Origin of the sequence: Bacillus sp. 0909A (assembly GCF_036765115.1) — a bacterium.
Lineage (GTDB): Bacteria > Bacillota > Bacilli > Bacillales > Bacillaceae > Bacillus > Bacillus mojavensis.
Genome location: NZ_JBAIZU010000001.1, coordinates 385504 through 406782, shown reverse-complemented (window position 1 = coordinate 406782; position 21279 = coordinate 385504). Strand labels below are relative to the sequence as shown.

The 21279-nt window shown below is 40.1% G+C and carries 19 protein-coding genes and 2 pseudogenes; 9 read left to right on the top strand and 12 right to left on the bottom strand.

All coding sequences use genetic code 11. The features are described 5' to 3' along the window. Nucleotides 1–10: 10 nt before the first annotated feature. Nucleotides 11–723 (top strand): annotated as a pseudogene (locus V6D42_RS02050) (alcohol dehydrogenase catalytic domain-containing protein); the annotation flags it as partial. A 155-nt stretch (nucleotides 724–878) separates the two neighbouring features. On the opposite strand, the gene V6D42_RS02045 reads toward V6D42_RS02050, so the two are convergent. After that, nucleotides 879–1532, bottom strand: coding sequence for a VOC family protein (locus tag V6D42_RS02045; protein WP_333512229.1), 654 nt, complete (start codon nucleotides 1530–1532; stop codon nucleotides 879–881). Between the two features lie 442 nt (nucleotides 1533–1974). Here V6D42_RS02045 and V6D42_RS02040 point away from each other — a divergent pair, with 442 nt between their 5' ends. Continuing rightward, nucleotides 1975–2334, top strand: coding sequence for a CotD family spore coat protein (locus V6D42_RS02040; RefSeq protein WP_333512228.1), 360 nt, complete (start codon nucleotides 1975–1977; stop codon nucleotides 2332–2334). Between the two features lie 275 nt (nucleotides 2335–2609). On the opposite strand, the gene V6D42_RS02035 is transcribed toward V6D42_RS02040, so the two are convergent. Together V6D42_RS02035 and V6D42_RS02030 are read right to left on the bottom strand one after the other, a co-directional pair. Beyond that, on the bottom strand, nucleotides 2610–2888 hold the full coding sequence (locus V6D42_RS02035) for an HPr family phosphocarrier protein (protein ID WP_333512227.1): 279 nt from the start codon (nucleotides 2886–2888) through the stop codon (nucleotides 2610–2612). Nucleotides 2889–3023: 135 nt separating this feature from the next. Further along, on the bottom strand, nucleotides 3024–4004 hold the full coding sequence (locus tag V6D42_RS02030; protein ID WP_333512226.1) for an aldo/keto reductase: 981 nt from the start codon (nucleotides 4002–4004) through the stop codon (nucleotides 3024–3026). 173 nt (nucleotides 4005–4177) lie between these two features. On the opposite strand from V6D42_RS02030, the gene V6D42_RS02025 reads away from it, so the two are divergent. Beyond that, complete coding sequence (locus tag V6D42_RS02025) at nucleotides 4178–5077, top strand: AraC family transcriptional regulator (protein WP_333512225.1); 900 nt, start codon at nucleotides 4178–4180, stop codon at nucleotides 5075–5077. A gap of 188 nt (nucleotides 5078–5265) precedes the next feature. Here V6D42_RS02025 and V6D42_RS02020 read toward each other — a convergent pair whose 3' ends face one another. Together V6D42_RS02020 and V6D42_RS02015 are read right to left on the bottom strand one after the other, a co-directional pair. Further along, complete coding sequence (locus V6D42_RS02020; RefSeq protein ID WP_333512573.1) at nucleotides 5266–5676, bottom strand: MerR family transcriptional regulator; 411 nt, start codon at nucleotides 5674–5676, stop codon at nucleotides 5266–5268. A 235-nt stretch (nucleotides 5677–5911) separates the two neighbouring features. Then, nucleotides 5912–6316: a MerR family transcriptional regulator gene (locus V6D42_RS02015; RefSeq protein ID WP_333512224.1), complete on the bottom strand. Its 405-nt coding sequence runs from the start codon at nucleotides 6314–6316 to the stop codon at nucleotides 5912–5914. A 178-nt stretch (nucleotides 6317–6494) separates the two neighbouring features. Here V6D42_RS02015 and V6D42_RS02010 point away from each other — a divergent pair. The 4 genes and pseudogenes from V6D42_RS02010 to yraA all read left to right on the top strand — a co-directional run. Continuing rightward, a pseudogene (locus V6D42_RS02010) lies at nucleotides 6495–6788 on the top strand (carboxymuconolactone decarboxylase family protein); the annotation flags it as partial. 45 nt (nucleotides 6789–6833) lie between these two features. Continuing rightward, nucleotides 6834–7229: a cupin domain-containing protein gene (locus V6D42_RS02005; RefSeq protein WP_333512572.1), complete on the top strand. Its 396-nt coding sequence runs from the start codon at nucleotides 6834–6836 to the stop codon at nucleotides 7227–7229. 253 nt (nucleotides 7230–7482) lie between these two features. Continuing rightward, complete coding sequence (locus tag V6D42_RS02000; protein ID WP_333512223.1) at nucleotides 7483–8532, top strand: NAD(P)-dependent alcohol dehydrogenase; 1050 nt, start codon at nucleotides 7483–7485, stop codon at nucleotides 8530–8532. Nucleotides 8533–8838: 306 nt separating this feature from the next. Beyond that, complete coding sequence (gene yraA / locus V6D42_RS01995; RefSeq protein ID WP_010335069.1) at nucleotides 8839–9348, top strand: cysteine protease YraA; 510 nt, start codon at nucleotides 8839–8841, stop codon at nucleotides 9346–9348. Between the two features lie 127 nt (nucleotides 9349–9475). Here the strand turns inward: yraA and V6D42_RS01990 are convergent, their stop codons facing one another. From V6D42_RS01990 to V6D42_RS01965, 6 genes are all read right to left on the bottom strand, one after another. Further along, nucleotides 9476–11524, bottom strand: a complete 2049-nt coding sequence (locus V6D42_RS01990; protein WP_333512222.1) for a glycoside hydrolase family 32 protein — start codon at nucleotides 11522–11524, stop codon at nucleotides 9476–9478. 139 nt (nucleotides 11525–11663) lie between these two features. After that, nucleotides 11664–12491 (bottom strand): PTS fructose transporter subunit IID, encoded by an 828-nt coding sequence (levG, locus tag V6D42_RS01985; protein ID WP_214919385.1) that lies wholly within the window; start codon nucleotides 12489–12491, stop codon nucleotides 11664–11666. Between the two features lie 20 nt (nucleotides 12492–12511). Continuing rightward, entirely contained in the window at nucleotides 12512–13315 is an 804-nt protein-coding gene (gene levF, locus V6D42_RS01980; protein ID WP_214919384.1) for a PTS fructose transporter subunit IIC, read from the bottom strand. A 4-nt stretch (nucleotides 13316–13319) separates the two neighbouring features. Beyond that, entirely contained in the window at nucleotides 13320–13820 is a 501-nt protein-coding gene (locus V6D42_RS01975) for a mannose/fructose/sorbose PTS transporter subunit IIB (RefSeq protein WP_214919383.1), read from the bottom strand. After that, the gene (gene levD / locus V6D42_RS01970; RefSeq protein ID WP_010335074.1) at nucleotides 13820–14260 is read right to left on the bottom strand and encodes a PTS fructose transporter subunit IIA; all 441 of its coding nucleotides are present in this window, start codon (nucleotides 14258–14260) and stop codon (nucleotides 13820–13822) included. The genes V6D42_RS01975 and levD overlap by 1 nt, the downstream gene beginning before the upstream one ends. A gap of 191 nt (nucleotides 14261–14451) precedes the next feature. After that, nucleotides 14452–17262, bottom strand: coding sequence for a sigma 54-interacting transcriptional regulator (locus V6D42_RS01965; protein ID WP_333512221.1), 2811 nt, complete (start codon nucleotides 17260–17262; stop codon nucleotides 14452–14454). A 669-nt stretch (nucleotides 17263–17931) separates the two neighbouring features. Here V6D42_RS01965 and V6D42_RS01960 point away from each other — a divergent pair. After that, nucleotides 17932–19305, top strand: a complete 1374-nt coding sequence (locus tag V6D42_RS01960) for an amino acid permease (RefSeq protein ID WP_333512220.1) — start codon at nucleotides 17932–17934, stop codon at nucleotides 19303–19305. A 283-nt stretch (nucleotides 19306–19588) separates the two neighbouring features. Here the strand turns inward: V6D42_RS01960 and V6D42_RS01955 are convergent, their stop codons facing one another. Next, complete coding sequence (locus V6D42_RS01955) at nucleotides 19589–20221, bottom strand: LysE family transporter (RefSeq protein WP_333512219.1); 633 nt, start codon at nucleotides 20219–20221, stop codon at nucleotides 19589–19591. Between the two features lie 151 nt (nucleotides 20222–20372). Here V6D42_RS01955 and V6D42_RS01950 point away from each other — a divergent pair, with 151 nt between their 5' ends. Further along, the gene (locus tag V6D42_RS01950; RefSeq protein ID WP_333512218.1) at nucleotides 20373–21200 is read left to right on the top strand and encodes a TrmB family transcriptional regulator; all 828 of its coding nucleotides are present in this window, start codon (nucleotides 20373–20375) and stop codon (nucleotides 21198–21200) included. The last annotated feature ends 79 nt before the right edge of the window (nucleotides 21201–21279 follow it).

The following is a 21279-nucleotide window of genomic DNA, read 5'->3' as shown; positions in this document are numbered from 1 at the left end:
GGTTTTAAGCATGGAGGCAGTAACGTATCAAGGCACTAAAAATGTTTGTTGTCAAAGATGTCCCCGATCCAAAGATTGAAAAATCCGATGACATGATTATCAAAGTCACCAGTACAGCCATTTGCGGATCAGATTTACACTTAATCCATGGATTCATTCCTAATATGCATGAAGACTATGTCATCGACCATGAACCGATGGGAATTGTTGAAGAAGTTGGGCCAGGGGTTACAAAGGTAAAAAAAGGTGACCGCGTCATTATCCCTTTTACGATCGCCTGCGGGGAATGCTTTTTTTTGTAAAAACCAGCTGGAAAGCCAATGTGATCAGTCTAATGACAATGGGGAAATGGGTACTTATTTCGGCTATTCAGGGCAAACTGGCGGTTATCCAGGCGGGCAAGCCGAATATTTAAGAGTGCCGTTTGCGAATTTCACCCATTTTAAAATCCCTGAATCTTGTGAGAAACCCGATGAGAAATTAAGCGTGATTGCCGATGCCATGACCACCGGCTTTTGGAGTGTGGACAATGCCAGCGTAAAAGACGGCGATACAGTTATCGTTCTCGGCTGCGGACCAGTCGGCCTGTTTGCTCAAAAGTTTTGTTGGCTAAAAGGCGCAAAACGTGTCATAGCAGTTGACTATGTAAACTATCGCTTACAGCATGCGAAACGTACAAACAAAGTAGAAATCGTTAATTTTGAAGACCATGAGAATACAGGTATTGATCATATTACCATCAAACAGGTATATGAGAAGTGTCATTATTACTGAATTTTCCGACATCAGGGAGGATAAAATTTGGGAATATAGGGATTACAATGCAAGCAAAAATAATGCATGAAAGATATGTCACACACCAATTAAAAGCTTGATTACTAATCAAAATTTTTGATGATCCCTCGGTCAGTTTCAATCATAAGTGGTGCATCTATACTGTATTTATCCGAGAATATCCACCTTCTGCCGACAGGACCTAATAAAATATAGACTCCCTCTTCATACTCCCCCATGAAATGTAAATGACTTTTTGAAAAAGGTTCATCATTTCTTTGCCGAATTCCCAACTTTAAAAGGTAATCAAAACATTCTTCAACATGATTTGTAGATAAACCAATCTCGCTTATCCCTATTACATTGTCGGGCGTGAATTCTTTTGACGTCGTTTCCGGAGAAGTTTCTAATCGAGAAATAAACTCAACAATATTACCTGCTGGATCTTCAAAATATGCCGATCTTGCCTTTGCATTTGAAAAATACACTACATCATCACCATCTTCTTCAAGTAAATCAACCCTCTTTTTCAGCCATTCTTTAGCTTCTGCGAAAATATTCGAATGGATATTAAACGCAAAATGATAGGAATAGCGATTCGCTTTATCTTGATGCAAGGTTAAAATGCTTTCTCCCACTTGAAATGTGGCTAATGTATCAGTCAGCAACAGCCTTTTAAATTGTAGGGTATCTTTATAAAAGCTTACAGTTTCATGGAAATTAGAAACAAATATCTCAAGATTTTTTATTTTCACCATTTGCACCTCCTCTTCTAATATATCTAAAATGGGGAAAAAATTCTTTATACATTTAGCTTATATAAGCTACATCATTAGACTGAAAAATAAAGAACCACATACACTTGTTTTTCATACACGTTTCGTAGCTATAAGGACACAGTATGCCTTTTCTATCAACCAGCAGCCGTAGAATCTCCATTTTTATAGCTTCCAGTCACATGGTTATCTGAAACCACTTTCTGAACTCGTCACCAATGTTATGACTAAAAGCTGCATAGATTACTCATTCTAGTTTTCTAAATCAAAATGATAGAAAACTATGCCCTCTTTCTTGTCATGTGTATCCGAAATCCTAAAATGATAGCGGATTTTTTATAATATGAGTTTCTTGTCTAGGACAACCTTTTTTCTTCATCATAACTTATATTGTAAGACAAGATTTTTGGAGAGGGTGATTTTGATGAGCTGCAGCAACGGTGGGTTTAGAAATGTGGACGAATTCATGTTCGGCTCTCGCCGCGGGAACAACGGTACCAATAGCTTCAATGGCTTTAATGGCTTTAATGGAAGTAATGGGGGCAATAATGTAGAGACAATTGTTTCTCCCACACGAAATGTTGTAAATACGACAACAAATGAACGTACTGTTAGACGTGTTCAGCCTACTCATATTGTTAATGTTAATAGAAATGTTACAAGAGTAGAAAATTATTATCCAGTGACACAATCTGTAGAGAATGAAAATATCGTTGAGGAATATGATTGTGGAAGTGACTTAAGAAATCCATGTTGTAAACCAGTAAAAAGATGCAACAGATAAACATCTAGTAAAGACTCATTTTAGGCATCCTTATGGATGCCTTTTTTATTACGGAAAAAACAGCCGAAAATTTGTAAAGGATCTTGTGTTTACAGAGCTATTGCATTCCCTATTGTAAGATTAAAAATCTAATTGGTTTGATATGAATCGGCTTTTAAATGAAGAATGAGTTGGTTTCTTTGAAGAAAAGCAGTTAATAAAACTCTCATATAAAAAAAGGGGGACTTGGAGCGAGTCCCTGAAAATGCTAATAAAAAAAGAGAAGGTTTTCTCACTCAGTTCTTTGTGAAATTATTTTGTTGCAAATGATCTTCTATCGCTTGTAAAGCCTGATACTTGTCAACACCATTAGCTCTTATCCTAATGTGGGTATTAGGTTTAATTCCTAGTGACATCACATCAATGAGGGACTTGGGTGTATTTTTCAGATCGACAGCTTGCCCTTGATATTCAAGATATATACTGGAGCTAAATTGACAAGCCGCACGTACTAACAAGGCCGCTGCACGTGCGAAGCCTGTACTCGCGATAATTGTATACTGTTTTTCTATCATTCTCCCTGCTCCTTAGGCCTGAGAATTCCTTAAAGAATTGGAATAGACCAGTTTTTATTCATAAGCCCTCTATTCTTTCTCTCAGTTCGAAAGCATGATATCTTGTTGTTCCAACAATATCGTTTTCGACCACAATTAATGATGACCAACTATTTGGTGAGGTACATATGGTTCTTCTAGAAACCTAACTTCTTCAGGCGTTAATTTAACTGCAAGGGCACCTACGGCATCTTGAAGGTGTGACATTTTCGTAGCACCGATAATAGGAGCTGTTACGGGCTCTTTCTGCAGCAGCCAGGCAAGCGCGATATGAATACGGGGAACACCGCGTTTTTCAGCAATTTCTGCAACCCGCTTCACGACTAGCCGATCTGCATCTGCAGTCGGATCGTATTTGGATTTTTGAATTTGATCGGTTTCAGAACGATGCGTAGTTTCAGACCAGTCACGAGTCAATCTTCCGGATGCGAGAGGACTGTATGGAGTCACTCCGATTTTCTCCTCTTTACAAAGTGGCAGCATCTCCCTCTCCTCTTCACGGTATATAAGGTTTAAGTGGTTCTGCATCGATACAAACTTTGTCCATCCATATTTTTCTGCTACATGTAATGCCTTTTGAAATTGCCATGCATACATTGCAGAAGCACCGATATATCTTGCCTTCCCCGCCTTTACAACATCATGTAATGCTTCCATCGTTTCTTCAATAGGTGTACTTTCATCCCAGCGGTGAATGATATAAAGATCGACATAATCGGTTCCCAGCCTCTTGAGACTTTTGTCTATTTCACTCAAGATTGCCTTCCGTGAAAGCCCGGCTCCATTCGGACCTTCATGCATTCGCTGATGAACCTTCGTCGCAAGTACAATTTCATCACGTTTGGCATAATCCTTTAGTGCCCGTCCAAGGATTTCCTCGCTTGCTCCCATCGAATATACATTTGCCGTATCAAAGAAATTGATGCCCAGTTCCAGCGCTTTTTTTATAATAGGGCGGCTATTATTTTCATCGAGTACCCATTGATGCACCCACTTTTCTGCTGAACCAAAGCTCATACAGCCAAGACATAGCCTTGAAACGTCTAAGCCTGTGTTTCCGAGTTTTACATATTCCATTTGATGAACCCTCTCTTTCCTTTATGATGTACTACTCATTATGCAATGAATGAAAAAGCAATCGTTATCCCATTCGTATCAAAAGATTGCCTAATCCTCTCACACCAATTACACAATTTACAAATAAGCACTATAATAAAACATATCAAGCTCATAATAAGGAGAAATCAGATATGTCTGTGCAAATATCCCAACAGCAAACAGAACTTGCCGAACTCATGAAGCGTTATTCAAGGCAGGACGGTGTTCACGAGACGGATATACCGTCTTTGTTTTTCGTCAGAGAATCTCATGTTGCCCAACCGGTTTATGGCGTTTACAAGCCGTCTTTTTGCGTTATCATTCAAGGTGAGAAGGAGGTACTGCTGTCAAAAGAGCGCTTTAGGTACAGCTCTGCCGATTACCTTGTGGCTTCTGTTAACTTGCCAGTCACCGGGCAAGTTATCAATGCCTCAACTGCTGCTCCGTATTTAGCTCTTAAACTAGAATTTACTCCGAGCCAAGTCTTAGAGGTTTTAAGTGATTCTGACATACAAGCAAGGCCGGAAAAAAGTGCGAAACGAGCTATGTTTGTCAGTAAAATAGAGCCATCTTTGCTGGATGCTGTAGTCAGATTAGCCTCTCTGTTAGACAATCCGCGAGACATCCCGGTACTTGCACCTATTTTCACAAAGGAGATCCTTTATAGGGTTCTGCAAGGGCCGCATGGAGGCGTCTTGGAACAAATAGCGATTGAGGGGAGCTATACCTATCGAATCAAAGATGTAATCGAACACATCATGAAAAACTATAATCGGACTTTTCGTGTCGAGGAGCTTGCAGATATTGCAAATATGAGTGTTTCTTCCCTGCACAGGCACTTTAAATCCATAACAGCTATGAGTCCGATTCAGTTCCAAAAACAGTTGAGACTCCAGGAAGCTAGACGCCTATTGTTAACTAATTCAACAGATGCTGCAGACGCTGCATTCCGAGTCGGCTATGAAAGCCCATCACAATTCAGCCGTGAATATTCCCGAATGTTTGGTTTTGCGCCTAGAGAAGATATAAAACGGCTTCGAGAGAAAATCTGACTAATAAACTCATTTCAACTAAAGTTTTTCATGATAAGTAGCGTGAAATTTTTTTAGCTCAAATCGTTGATAAAGTAATGAAAGCTGTTTTTCACATCGAAAAATCAGCTTTCCTTTTCAACTGCTATTTCATTCCAATAAAGAAAGGCTGAAGGAAATTTCTCTTTTAAAAGAGTTCCCCTTCCGCCTTAAAACGATGACTTTTCATCTTCATTTGGATAAAGGACAAACTCATATTTATCCCCTTTTAGCTGATCTCTATAAAATGTAATCTTACGGTCTAATATAACTAGATTCTGCTGCAAAGCTTGAATTTCTAATTCCACCAGACGCTTACGCTTTTCAAGTAAGTTCATCCTCTCATGAATCGTCTCATCCCCCATTGCACGCCATTTTGTATATTGTTTTAACTCAGTCATCGACATTCCTGAATCTTTCAAGTGGAGCAAAAATTGAACCCAGCCTATATCTTGATCGGTAAATTCTCTTATATTATTCTCATTTCGATGAGGAATAAGCAGACCTTCCTTTTCATAATACCTGAGTGTGCTCGTAGTCATGCCGGTTATTTTTGCAAATTCACCAATCGAATAAGTAATCGTATCCACCCCGTCTTGTGTATGATTTTCTTCTGCTAAGATACATATAAAGAGACTGTTAAGCCAATATTTTATTTTACAATATAGAACCTTTTACCAAGCGATGTTTGAGAAAGGTAATCCCCCCAAACAAATCTGAATTTTTCTTTTGTCCTTAGTTTTAACCTGCCCTTTTAGGATGCAAAGAATGTTAAACAAAGATAGAATGTTTAACTCCTTCTAACCTTACTGGTACTTATCCATGAAGACTTTCCGTTCTAGGTCTGCTTTTGAGTTTGTCCTCATTTTCGCGCAATTTCCCATCATAATCCTCAATTTTTTGATTTAATCTTTTTATTGTTTCATCAATTTCTTTCCGCTTTTCTATCAATCGCTGTTTTTCGTCAGCCAGGATATTTTTGCGGGCTTCTAGTGTTCGGTCTCCTTCAGTAAATAACGTTGTATATTCAATTAACGCGTCTATCGTTAGTCCAGCATTTCGCATGCATTTGATGAATTCAACCCATTTGATATCTTCTTCATCATAATCGCGGATGCCGCTTTCTTTTCGTTTTACCGGCGGGATCAATCCAACACGTTCATAATATCGGAGCGTTGCGGCTGTTAGGCCAAACTGCTTTGCCACTTGCGTAATATTCATATTTTTCACCTCTTTATCCTGCTGTTTTTGAAGATAACACTTAAAGTTCACTTTAAGTCAAGAAGAAACAAATTTAAACTGCTGAACCTATTTCTCAATCTCATTCTTGCTTTAAAGTACACTTTAACCCCTATACTGCTACATGTAACAAATACAGTTTAGATGGAGGGAATACTTAATGGCAAAGAAACAAACTGCTGGACGAGATATATTAGGAGACTTCGCGCCAAAATTTGCTGAACTTAACGATGATGTCTTATTCGGCGAAGTTTGGTCAAGAGAGAGAGAACTCTCTTCACGTGAACGCAGCATGATTACGGTTTCTGCATTAATCGCCGGAGGAAACTTCGACCAATTAACGATGCACCTTCAAAAAGCAAAGGAAAACGGATTAACAAAAGAGGAAATTGCGGAAATCATCACACACCTTTCGTTCTATGCCGGATGGCCCAAAGCTTGGTCAGCATTTTATATTGCAAAAGAAATCTTTACAAATGAAAAGAAAGCAAGCCATCATATGCCAAATGAACGATTAAACAACAGTACAATCTTTCCATTGGGAGAAAAAGTTGAAGCAAACTTTATCGGAGATGCATATTTACACATGGTATTTACCGACTCAACGCCGCTCAATGCATCAATCGGGAATGTAACCTTTGCACCGGGAGCCCGCAATAATTGGCACTCTCATAAAATCGGTCAAGTTTTACTTGTTACAGGTGGTGAGGGCTGGTATCAAGAAGAGGGAAAAGCAGCTCGCTTACTCAAAACAGGAGATGTCGTGAATATTCCGCCGCACGTAAAACATTGGCATGGCTCAACAAAAGACAGTTGGTTTGTGCATGTAGCCATTACTCCTGGAGAAACGGACTGGTTAGAGCCTGTTCATGATGAATGGTATGATACATTATAAAACGAACGCATCGAGTCAATTGATTCGATGCGTTCGTTTTTTATGAGCGGTCGTACAGAATTTAATATTTAATTGTTAAAAAAGCAGAATTTCTTCAATATTTGTTACTCTTATTCTTTTATAAAAATATGTTTCTTAAAAAAACTCTTGCCTTAAAGTGGACTTTAAGGTTTAAAGTGATGTTGAACACACCTGACAAACATCAAGTGACATGTTCTTATCTGGAATCTGACTATATGAAAGGAAGGTCTGTATGTGTAATCATCATAAAACTCGTGTATTAAGCGTACCAAATGCTAAAGCGAAATTTGAACAGACTACAATTGAAAGAAGAGAATTACGGGCGCACGACGTCTTAATCGACATTAAGTTCAGCGGTATTTGCCATTCCGATATCCACAGTGCGTTCGATGAATGGGGCGGAGGAATTTTCCCGATGGTTCCCGGTCACGAAATCGCCGGAGTTGTGGTGGCTGTGGGAGCAGAAGTCACAACATTCGCTGTCGGAGATCGCGTTGGCGTCGGCTGTTTTGTTGATTCCTGCGGAGAATGCGAATACTGCCTCAGCGGTGAGGAACAGTTCTGTACTAAAGGTGTTGTCCAAACTTATAATTCACTGGACTATGATGGAAATCCGACGTATGGCGGGTACAGCCAAAAAATCGTTGTCACTGACAGGTTCGTTGTTCGTATACCGGACAGTTTGGAGCTGGATGTCGCCAGCCCTCTATTGTGTGCAGGGATTACCACATACTCCCCTCTAAAACACTGGAACGTCGGCCCAGGCAAAAAGGTTGCGATTGTAGGAGTCGGCGGGCTTGGTCATTTGGCGATTCAATTTGCGCATGCTTTGGGTGCAGAGGTAACCGTCCTGAGCCGCTCTATGAATAAGAAAGAGGAAGCTCTTGAACTAGGGGCAGACCATTATTATGCAACCAGTAATCAAGCTACATTTACTGAATTGGCCGGGCGTTTTGACGTAATCTTAAATACGGTATCGGCGAATCTTGATGTAGATGCCTATTTATCATTGCTTCGAATAGACGGAACACTCGTAAATGTAGGGGCACCGGCCGAGCCGGACAAATATAGTGTATTTTCCTTAATCATGGGCCGCCGCAGCCTTGCAGGTTCTCTTGTCGGCGGAATTCCAGAAACACAAGAGATGCTTGATTTCGCTGCTCAGCATGGCATTGCACCAAAAATTGAAGTAATTCGTGCCGATCAAGTGGATGAAGCTTATGAGCGTGTTCTTCGCAGTGATGTACGTTATCGATTCGTTATTGATATGTCTACATTATAAGTCGGAATAGTTGTAAAAGGTGGGGGTAGCCATACTATTTTTTGTTTACTGCCTCCCTCCACAGGACATGAAAATCATTTAAAAAGTATATTTCCAAAAAAAGGGGCAGGTTGAAAAGAGTACTTTCTCTCTGCCTCGCTTTGGCGGCGATTTTACCAAATTGTGATAAATGATAGAAAAACCAAATCCTATAAAGCAACGCCTTCGCAGGACTCCTGCGAAGAACATCTGACAAGCAAATATTTTGAAGGAAGATGTACCTGCCTGTTATTCTATGGTATATAGGATTTCATAGGAGGTATAAATATGAGCAAAAAAATCGCTGTTCTTGTTACAGACCAATTCGAAGATATTGAATATACAAGTCCGGTCAAGGCATACGAAGAAGCTGGGCATAGCGTCGTAGCCATTGATTTGGAAGCGGGCAAGGAAGTTACCGGTAAACATGGCGAGAGAGTGAAGATCGACAAAGCGATCTCCGATGTAGATGCAAGTGAATTCGATGCCTTATTGATTCCTGGAGGATTTTCCCCAGATTTGCTTCGCGGAGATGACCGCCCAGGTGAGTTTGCGAAAGCATTCGTAGAAAATGAGAAACCTGTTTTCGCTATTTGCCACGGCCCGCAGGTACTCATTGATACGGATCTTCTGAAAGGCAAAGACATCACTGGCTACCGCAGCATTCGCAAAGACTTAATCAATGCTGGTGCAAACTACAAAGACGAAGAAGTAGTCGTTAGCCACAACATTGTAACAAGCAGAACACCTGATGATTTGGAAGCATTTAACCGCGAATCATTGAAACTGTTGAAATAACACAAAGGCACAGACGGTTTGAGTCTGTGCCTTTTTTATAGAGAAGATGTAACATCTATTCACAAATGACCTCTTAGGACTTTTCTAATCATTCGTCCTTTGATTCAAGTATCATCTTTTCAATTCTTTATCTTCTGACATCCAAGCTTCCCGCGTTGACATTCTGGAAGGCTGCTGTTGCATCCCAAACGTTCAAGCCAAATTGGCCTTCTGAGAATGCAGAATCCTCAGCATCTATCACCAGACGGTCATCCAAATATATTTTAAAGTGAGTGCCTTGAGCCACAGTTTTCAAATGATACTTTTTATTTATATCTATCGGTGTTTTGTATTCAGCAATAACAGTGGCAATACCGTCCTCAAATTTAAAAAATTTCACAAGATCATGTTTCGCATCCACATTGGCTACATAACCGTTTTGTGCGTCTTTATCAGAACGAAACACAAGAGCTCCTGCCCCTTTTCCGTTCCCATCTTTAATTGTAATGTCAGATTCATAGGTGGAATCAGCTCCGGATGCTGAAGACATAATGAAGGAATCGCCGTCTGATCGTCCTTGTTTTCCATCAATTGTATCGGCCCACGTACCGTTTACAGTTGTCCAGCCAGTCAAATTGGATATAAACGGTGACGCTCCCCATACTTTATTTAAAGGATGAATCGTTAGGGAGTTTACCTTAACACGGCCATTAACAGCATATAATTCAAGACCTTTGCTTGATCGATCCGGAAGAATGATGTCAGTCAACACCTGCTGCCCGTCATTGCCAAATACTTCGACTGAAGAGCGGTCAACAAAAATACGCATTTTTATCTTTCCATTTACCGGCTTCAGCGGAGCTGCTTGTTTCCCAGTGTTAAAGGTTGGATTGAAGGTGACGTTTCCGGATTGGCTTCGGTCAACGAACAGTTTGCCGCTCTTTTGATGGTAGCCGACTTTTGTATATTGATGTCTCCCTGTTCGAACCTTAAAACCAAATTCAGAAGCAGAACCTGGGTTCACTTGAAACTCTGCATTCATTTCATAAGCATCTCCAGATAGGCCCGCCAATACATTACTGCTCTCTGGCGATATGCTCTTATTTTTCCACTTATGTGAGGCCCCGCGGATGGATTGCAGCTCTGTTACTGGTGTTTGAATGACTCTAACCCCTTTAGAAAACGCTTTCAATTTTACTTCTCTTGGAATAGTCATTGCACTTCTCCATGGAGATGTAGGAACATCGTTGGCATATTGCCAATTGCTCATCCACCCTAGCCAAAGCCGCCGTCCGTCTGAAGATGGTGTATCAGACCAAGAAACAGCTGCATAAAAGTCTTTACCGTAGTCGGTCCATAATACTTTGTCTGGCGGGTTTTCGTTCTTAAAAGTTGTTCCATCGAAACTCCCTACAAAATATTGCATGCCTGATCCTCCTGAAACCGCACCGTTTCCGACACTGACTTGCATCACCCATTTCTTTTGTTTCGGATTGCCGTCTACAGGAAGCTCAAATAAATCCGGGCATTCCCATACGCCTCCATGACTACCTTGTCCTTGCCCAAACTCACTTGCATATGTCCACTGCTTCAAGTTTTTCGATGTATAAATGAGAATTCGGTCACCAGCTGCCAGTACCATCACCCACTTTTTATCTTTTTCGTACCAAAACACTTTCGGATCGCGAAAGTCTTTTTTTCCCGGGTTAGGAATGACCGGATTACCTGAGTATTTCGTCCACGTTCTGCCTTTATCATTACTATAGGCAATGCTTTGCACTTGGCCGTCTTCGTGATCCTGCGTATATATAGAGACAAGCGGCTTCTCCTTTCCGGTTTGAAAACCGCTTGTATTATTCCAATCGACCACTGCGCTTCCGGAAAAAATCGTGCCTTTTTCATCCGGTGACAGTGCTATAGGGAGATGCTTCCAATGAACTAAATCCTTGCTTACTGCATGGCCCCAATGCATCGGCCCCCATTGCAGACCATATGGATGATGCTGATAAAACAAATGATACTCCCCTGCATAATAAACCATTCCGTTTGGATCATTCATCCAGTTTGCCTCTGGTGTAAAGTGATATTGAGGACGGTAATCCTCATCATAGTAGCTTGAATCGGCTGCACCTACTGGTAGTGCCATAGTAAACAGCATGATGAACAGGATCACGACTTGAATAAACTTCTTTTTCATTCTGATTCTCTCCTCTCTACATTTGAACACATTCAAGAGAGACATCTGCACGAGTGGATCCGTGAAAAAAGCTGTATCGAATGATGAAGAGGTTATGAGAAAGACTTCTGCAGGTTCTCCCCTTTTTACCTGTTAGCGCTTATGCCAGAAATCCAGCCCAATAGCCAAGAATACCGATCACAAATATGCCAACTATAATAAGGAGCGGATTTACTCCTTTTCGCAGCATCCATGCCACTAGTAAAGTCAATCCTAAAGGCAGCACCCCCGGCATAATGCTGTCTAAAATATTTTGCACAGTTTGAACGTCAACTTTTCCGTTATCATCTTTAATTCTTGAAACAACGATTGGGATGTTGATAGTGGTCCACTTGGAGACCAAAGCCCCCATTACAAATAACCCGAGGATGGATGCACCTTCTGTCAGTTTTTGAATACGATTCCCTGCTAAATCCTGCAAAATCTCCATCCCTTTTACATAGCCGTACTTTAAACCGTAATATTTTGTGGTTAATCTGATGGCATTCAGCAGGAAAAAGAACAGCAGAGGACCGGCAATGTTTCCGCCTAAAGCAAGAGAAGCCCCTAAAGCAGCCAATACGGGACGTACGGTTCCCCAGAAAATAGGGTCACCCACACCCGCTATCGGACCCATTAAACCGATTTTCATCCCGCTTATTGCTTTCTCGTCAATTCCTTTATTGTTCGCCATTTCTTCTTCCATGGCAGCTGTCACCCCAAATATGGGTGCGGACAGCCACGGATGTGTATTAAACCATTCCAAGTGCCGTTGCAATGCTGCGTTTCTTTTCGCTCCCGGACCGTACAATTTTTTGATCGCCGGTATCATCACATAGCAATATCCCATTGCCTGCACACGTTCAAAGTTAAATGAGCCGAGCAAGAAATTCGAACGGATAAACATACTGAAAATGTCTTTTTTCGTTAATCTTTTTTCTTTCTCCATTTTTCATCCCCCCTCGTTCTTTATGCATCAAGATCATCATCATCATAGACAGCGGCATTGCTGCCGTCTGCAGCTGCGGCGACTGCTCCGTGTGCGCTATGTTTTTGCATAACCTGCTGATATAAAAGCGCCAGACAAAGGCCGAGAGCGCCAAACCCTACTAAATTGAAATCGGTAAACGCTGCCAACAAAAAACCAATATAGAAAAACGGCTTCAGATAAGGGATATTCATCATATTAATCACCATGGCATAACCCACAACAACAATGATGCCTCCGCCTATTTGCAACCCTTTGGTAATGACTTCCGGAATATTTCCCAAGAACGCCTGAACAGCGCTCACACTGATTAAGGCCACAATCAAAGTCGGTATCATGACACGCAGCGCTTGAAACACCATAGCGGTAATATGCATAATTTCAATTCCTTTGATATTCCCCTCCCTCGCATATTTATCAGCTCGGTGAATGAAAAAGACAGTAATCGTTCGGACAAAAATAGTAAGCGCTTGACCTGCAGCTGCCAAAGCAACAGCGACGGCAATGCCTTCACCAATGCCTTGATCAGCGGTAATCACCAAAATGGTTGAAATCACAGAGGCAATAGCTGTATCCGGTGCCATGGCAAGGCCGACATTCATCCAGCCCAGCGCCATCAGCTCCAGTGTTCCTCCTAAGATAATTCCTGTTTTCAGATCACCAAGCACCAGGCCAACCAAAGTGCAGGCAACCAGTGGACGGTGTGTTTGACCTTCATCCAATACACTTGCTATACCTGTAATGGCTGCAATGATTAACAACAAAATAATTTGTATTGACGTCATCATCTCATCCCCTTGATGATTTTGTTACATTTCTTAAAATCTCCAAAAAGTCTTCGCTGGCATCAGAAGGCAGCTGCCTCAATTCCAGTGTGACGCCTAATTCATTTAATAATTCAAACGCCTCTATATCCTTTTCAGTTACGCTGACTGATTTGGTGATTTGCCGGCGATTATTCTCAAAACGCATACCTCCGACATTTACGGTTTTGATAGGAACGCCTGCTTCTATGAGAGATACAATATCGGATGGGTTTTCAAACAAGAGCATCGCCGTTACCCCTTCGTAGCGCGGACTATGAAACGCCTTTGCCATTTTAGAAACTGATACGGCACTCGCCTTTACATTAGAAGGAGCAACCGATAGGATCAGGGTTTTTCTCATTTCATCCTGCGCAACGTCATCTGACACCACGATGATTCGGTCTGCTGCATGGACTTTAATCCATCTTGTCAGGATTTGTCCGTGAATAAAGCGGTCATCTATTCTTGCCAATGTAATGTTCATCATAGTTCATCCTCTCTTTTTTCTTCGCTAACTGTTTTCACTTTTTCTAAATGTTCACTGCAAACTTGAAAGCTTTGCTGGCTCATTTTTTTTAAGTGATTCAGCAATTCTTTGAGCTTCATGTGTTCTCTTAGGCTTAATACCTCCAGTACGATCGGCAGGTTTATACCGGCAGCCATATCCATCCTTTGATCCTTAGCGATAAAGGAAGCTGCTGCGTTGTACGGTGTACCTCCAAAAATATCAACTAAAAAAAGCACCTCATTTTCTTTCGGAATATCCTGAAGCGTCTGATGATATTTTTCTTGCAGCGTTTGGATGCCCTCTCCTTTAAAAAACGGCACCGCTATTAGATGATTTTCTTCACCGAATATCATGCCTGAAGATTCTTTTAATGCTATGGGAAAGTCCCCATGACCGCTAATAATGACTGAAATCATAACACGTTTGCTCCTTTCCTTTTACATACACCTATTTATAATGCAAGTATCGTGCCAAAGAAGCTGTGTTAAGCGTTTTCATTTGTTTTGCAGCACATGAAGAAAGCTGATTGAAACACATGTGGATATAAAAATAAACCTGTATTAAAATGACGTTCCATTTAATACAGGTTTACGTAAAAAAACCGCTTTTAACACATGTGGCCATATACTTCTTCAGCAAAAATGGCGGCGATATATAATTTTTCATCATCGCTTATGTTCAGCCCTAATTTTTCTTCATAAGGGATTAAAGTTCGCTCTGTCACCTCAAAAATCTCTTTCAGCTGATCGGTTATTTCATCTTCTTCGGAAAAGGCAATCGGATTCTGTTTAATCACCCTTTCAAAGGCAAAAGCCGTATGCATAATCACTTTGATCATCACTGTGTTATTAAAAATGATGCCTAACTCGTCTTGAATGGTTTGAAGCCACTCTAATAAGATATCTATAATGTGATGGGGGTTCAAAAAAACCAGATACTTTTTCAAACTATCCTCGCAAAGCTCCCGTACAATGATGTTTGTGCCCGATAATCCATTACTCATCGGGATGCTGCCTTTTGTGATCGCCTGTTGGATCATCTTCTCTCCTTCACCTTCAATTAAGACCTCCAAGGATACATGAGGAGCATTGATTTTAGGATCCTTTGTTCCTACTGTCGCAAGGATCTCATACTCTTTCTCGATTTCTTTGATCCTGTTTGCCAATTTAATCGATGATACGGTCAATATGTGGATAGGAGCATCAGAGGCCTTGTTTACGATTGTTGTTAAGATGTCTTCCAGCTTTTTCGCCGTTCCGCTGCCTGTTGTACAGATCGAAACCAACGCCCTCTTTTTGCCTGGTGAGGCGGCAGGCTGCCGATCCCATAACTCAATAAAATCCTTAGTGACCGAGTCATATATGGCATGTAAATGTAAATTCAGATAGTTCACCTTTCTGACGGCATCCAGCACCATTGCGGTCGTGACATTGCTGATTGTTTTGATTTTGATGCCTGTTTTTTCTTCAAGCTTGCTTTCCAGCATTGCAAGTGACCCCATGTCAACAAGCATTAAAACACCTTCACCTTCATCTACCTGCTTCATTTTCTCCGCTAAGCGTTCCATGATTTCCGCAGGTGAAACAGAAAGGGGCATATCGACGGCCGCAATTGGGGTGCTCCCTAAAAGCTCCGTCGCTACTTCAACCATTGAACTCGCCATGCTATTTCCATGTGCGGCAACCACAATTCCCACTCTTTTGTTTTCTTTTAACGTTTTGATGGAATGAATCAGCATCGTTAAGTAGATGACTTCTATTTCCGGGACGGTTACTCTGAAGTGTTCTTGAATTTTGTCTTTAAATATGAGCGCCACCTGATACTCTTTCACATGTGTATCACGAATTTCATCTGTTTCCTGCGCATTTAAAACATCAATTTGCTTACCGCGTTTTAAAAATGAATCGATATGCATACTTAAGAAATAAATAAATTTACGGTCAAATGTGCAATTCAATTCATCTTCAGCTACTTCTTTTAATTGCTTCGTCATTTGAATCACGTCGTCCTCAACAAATGTCAGCAGGTTGTCATTTCGAAAAGCCCTTTGGTTAAAAAAGCTTCTGACATGCAAATGAATATCCGTTAAAATATATTGGTTTATTTCCTTTTTGGACAAACCTTCTTTGTTTAACACTTCGACCTTTTTTTCTATCAAATGATACAAATTAAATGATAGATCATCATCAATTTTTGTTGTTTCATCTTCTACTATCGGGGATATGATGGTAGTGATATTGACATATTCAGAAATCGTTCTGCTTCTTTTCATGTTTTTGCTGCTTGACATCCAATCTTGCTTGATTTCATCCGGGAGATCCCGAACGGTTAGTTCCACAACTTCATCTCTGTCAAGATTATGTAAAAATCCATGTGCACAAACTAATTGTACATTTGATTTCAGCTGTCCCACATTCCCAAATTTCGCAGAATGAATCAATGCATTATATACATCGATATGCACACTTAGATTCTTCTTAATACGCTCTGCTTCTTTTCCCAATAAAAACGTTGTCAGATCAACTCTTTCTTTAAGAGATCGTTCTTCCAGCGATGGAATATGAATCGTCATTGGAATTCTTCGCAAAAATGTTTTTAATAAGGCAGAATTAGGATTTTCGGTAGTTGCGCAAATAAATAATACTTTCGATGTTCGTTTATGCTCAGTTTCTCCAAGGCGGTTATAAGATCCGCTGTCAATGAAATAAAACAGCATTTCTTGTCCCTCAGGCGGAAGACGATGGATTTCATCCATAAACAGAATACCCCCGTCGGCCTGCTCAACTAAACCGGCTTTATCTTCGTTCGCGCCAGTATATGCTCCTTTCTTATGACCAAATAATTGAGAGAGTAATAATTGAGGATTGTTATAGTAATCTGCACAATTAAATGTGATGAACGGAGAACCAGGCTTCAAAATGTCAGAATAAGTCGCAAACTGATAAATTCGGTTCGCAAAAAGGGATTTACCGGAGCCTGTTGGCCCTAAGAGGAGCATGTGCAGACCGTGTGGAGGATAAAAAACAGCTGCTTTTGCTTGAGAAATTGCTTTCTTCAAACTCCCTTTTGCTCCAATCATAAGTTCTAAAGGGTTCATAGAAATGTTTTGATGTATCTTTTTTGGGTTTTCAGAAAACTGCTTCAGCTCTTTAACTTCCATTATCTCTGTATCCCATTTTTTGTTGAATGCTTTTTCCACTACTTCCACCGGAATGTAGCGCACGGGAAACGTTTTAATCTTTATCACCTTTTTGGACCGCACGAGATTGTTTAATTCAAAACTGACATTGGACCGGTCTATCTTTAATTGCTGAGCAATTTCCTTTGCTGAATTTCCCTGCACGTTTAGAAGATGATGTACGTTAGTCTTATGAAAATTTTGCAGCAGCTGGCGGTATATTTTATCAATCCTTTTCATCTATATCATCCTTTGTCCTTATTAGTCAAAATTGAAAAAACGAACATCAGTTTTTATGCCTTGTACTGAGGATCTTATCTCATTTAAAACCTTGCATTCACATGGATCCTTTCTTTTTGAATATTCCGTTAAATGTTTTTATATGCAGGAAACAATCAGCATCCTATCTCACCAGATTGCACCGATTAAAAATAATTATGAACAGACGCCCTTTTTATTTTTGGTGTTTTTGATCTATGATTTACTCAGGTTGTCCCCCTTCAAAAGTAATAATTCGTAAACAGTTTATCACTCTTCGGGAACATATTGATGACAAAGTTCCGGTACTGCGGAAAATGCATCTTAAAGATCAGGATAAACAGCCCAAAAACTCAATCTCTTATCATGACTGAATGTTAACTAGTTATCTTCTTCTCACATTATTATTTTAATAAAAAATAGTGGGATATATTTGAGAGCGGTAGAAAAGAAACCCTTTACACATCCTGATGGATATGACACCTTATAAAATAGAAAAGAAAGATAATATATTAGTTACATTTAATTAAAAAAATCAATAAAATTTAATATAATTTAAGTTTCCTGTTATAATAATAGATAAAAAATTTAGGAAGCTATGTACCTAAACAACCAAGATAACTTATATTTTTTATTGGAGGAAAACATAAAGTGACGGACGATTCCACAATGGACCATTCTCTGCACAAACGAAAATTGTCCAGAGGCCTTAAAAACAGGCACATACAACTCATAGCGATTGGGGGGGCAATCGGAACTGGTTTATTCCTAGGATCAGGGAAATCAATACATTTTTCAGGCCCCTCTATTTTATTTGCTTACATGATCACGGGTGTATTTCTCTTTTTCATAATGCGTTCACTGGGAGAGCTGCTCCTATCTAACGCGGGATATCACTCTTTTGTTGATTTTGTAAGAGATTATTTAGGAAATATGGCAGCATTTGTTACTGGCTGGACATACTGGTTTTGCTGGATCTCACTTGCTATGGCTGATTTAACAGCTGTCGGACTTTATACCCAATATTGGTTTCCTGATGTACCCCAATGGATGCCAGGGTTCATTGCGCTTGTGATGTTGCTCATTATGAATCTCGCGACTGTCAAACTTTTTGGAGAAATGGAGTTCTGGTTCGCGTTAATCAAAATCATCGCAATACTGGCACTGATTGTTATCGGTATTGTCTTGATCATAAAAGGATTTTCCACACAATCAAGCACAGCGGCCTTCACGAATCTTTGGAGTCACGGCGGCATGTTTCCAAATGGTTTACATGGATTTATTCTCTCATTCCAGATGGTCGTGTTTGCGTTTACTGGCATTGAACTTGTGGGGCTTACCGCAGGCGAAGCAGAAAACCCAGAAAAAGTAATCCCTAAAGCCATTAACAATATCCCTATTCGGATTTTACTTTTTTATATTGGTGCTCTTCTTGTAATTATGAGTATTTATCCATGGAATATCATCAATCCTGCTGAAAGCCCATTTGTTCAAGTATTCTCAGCGGTCGGTATCATAGCAGCCGCCAGCATCATTAATTTTGTTGTGCTGACATCTGCTGCTTCAGCTGGCAATAGTGCGTTATTTAGTACAAGCCGGATGGTATACTCGCTTGCCAAGGATCATCATGCACCTGAACCATTGCAAAAGCTGACTGCCTCAAATGTACCAAGCAATGCCTTGTTCTTTTCAGCCATTGCCATTCTGATTGGTGTTATTCTGAACTATATCATGCCAGAGCAGGTTTTTACGCTTATCACAAGTGTTTCTACTATCTGCTTCATCTTTATTTGGGGCATTATTGTGATTTGCCATTTGAAATACCGGAAAACAAGACCAGATGTTGCAAAGGTGAATACATTTAAAATGCCGCTTTTTCCATTATCCAATTACGTAACACTGGCTTTTCTAGTGTTCATACTGGTGGTGCTGGCACTCGCGAAAGATACGCGTGTTTCTCTATTTGTCACTCCAGTTTGGTTTCTCTTATTGATGATTGCGTATAAAGTTCGTAATACCAAGTGAAAATCAAAAAAAAGACAAGGGAGTTGTGATCCCTTGTCTTTTTTGTGTGCTGCGAGGCACTAATAAAGCTTATTGTCCTTATAGAAATCAATGGTATCAGGTAAACTGCAGAAACTAAAGGTTCTGCTAACAATTAGATATTGCTTGTTTTATGATCCCGCTCAGTTAGTGACATGATGTTTTTCCATACGAATATCTACCAATCGCTTATGAGGAAAATAAAATACTTACCTTCATCATTTAATCCTTATTTATCCATAGACTCCGTATAAATGGCCGCTCATCAACTCAAACCAGTTTTGATACCAAACCCCACTAGCATGATCCCCGTTATTTTTTGAAAAGCTTTCTGGAACTTGGGGTTTTTCATCCATTTTTTTGCGTAATCAATTATATAAACGAGAAAGAGGAACCATAACACCGCTAATAGGGTGAGAATCGAAGCTAATATAATAAGCTGCTGGTTTACATTTCCCTTCAGATTGATGAACTGGGGCATGATCGTGACATAGACCAAAACCGTTTTGGGATTAAGAATGTTACTAAGAGACCCTTGCATAAAGGAAGATTTATAGTATCGTTTCGGAGAAATTGCTGCGGTTTTTGCTTGGGCTTGCATGTCGTCTAAAGAGAACATATTCTTTGCAAAAAAACTTTTTATCCCTAAATAAATTAAGTATGCTGCCCCCAAATATTTGATCATTGTGAAAAGAATCACCGACTTGGCTATAACCATTGATAAACCTAGAATGGCAATAACCGTCCAAAAAGAAAGTCCCGTTGCCAATCCGAGAATATTATAACGGCCAGCCTTTGCGCCATACCTAAGGGTATTTTTCATAACAAGCATCGTATCTGCTCCTGGAATGATAACCATCATAGCAGCTATCGGTATGTATGCGAGTAAGCTGTGCATGTTCTTTCCCCCTTTAAATGAATCCCCTAATATATAGTGACTACAAAAGTAACTCCTTATAAAAAGTGTATCAATACGTTTGGAAAAAATCAATATGGTTTGTTAAAATAGCGATTACAAAGGCAGCGACTGCTTTTATATTGGAGGATGTATGAAGGAGAATATATTAGACATTTTAAAAAACCTCAATTTTACCGAATATGAATCAAAAGCTTATCTGGCCTTATTGCAAGAATCGCCTTTAACAGGCTATGCGGTAGCCAAAAATTCCGGCGTGCCTCGTTCAAAAATATATGAAGTCTTGGAAAGCCTTGTCTTAAGGGGAGATATTTTTGTAAGTCACGGAAATACGCCCCAGTATGTCCCCGTACCCGCTAAAGAACTGGTTAAAAACCGCCGGCTTAAAGCGGAAGAGAATTTTGACCAGGCTGAAAAATACTTTGAAAAATTTGAGCAGACCGCAAATGACCGGGAAAATATCTGGAATATCACCGGCCGCAAGGAAATTCTTGAAAAGGTGAAGGCTTGTATATTATCAGCAAAAAAAAGAATCCTCTTAGAAATATGGAAAGAGGATTTCAAAGAAGTGGAATCAGAGCTTAAACAGGCGGCAAATAAAGGTGTCATCGTCACCATTATTGCGTACGGAGAGATCGCATCTGATTTTGCTAACGTTTATCTTCATGATATGAGCAGTGAAATTACAGAAGAGTATGACGGACGGTGGCTTGTTTATAGCGGAGATGATTCAGAAGTTGTAGCAGGTATTGTCTCTCTTGGCAACGATAGCCGTGCTGCATGGACGATGCATGTAGGGTTAGTCATGCCTATTACAGAAGTGATCATTCATGATCTGTATCTCATGGAAATTATGAAGAAGCATAGAGGGCTTTTAGAGGATAGTTTTGGAAAAAACCTCATCCAGTTACGCCGCAAATTTTCAATCCACTCAGATTTTAAAAAACATTACTTGGAATAGAACACATGTGCTTCCTGTATATTATGTAACCAAAAAACATGGCTTGTACCCACAAGTCATGTTTTTTTATGCACTCCCC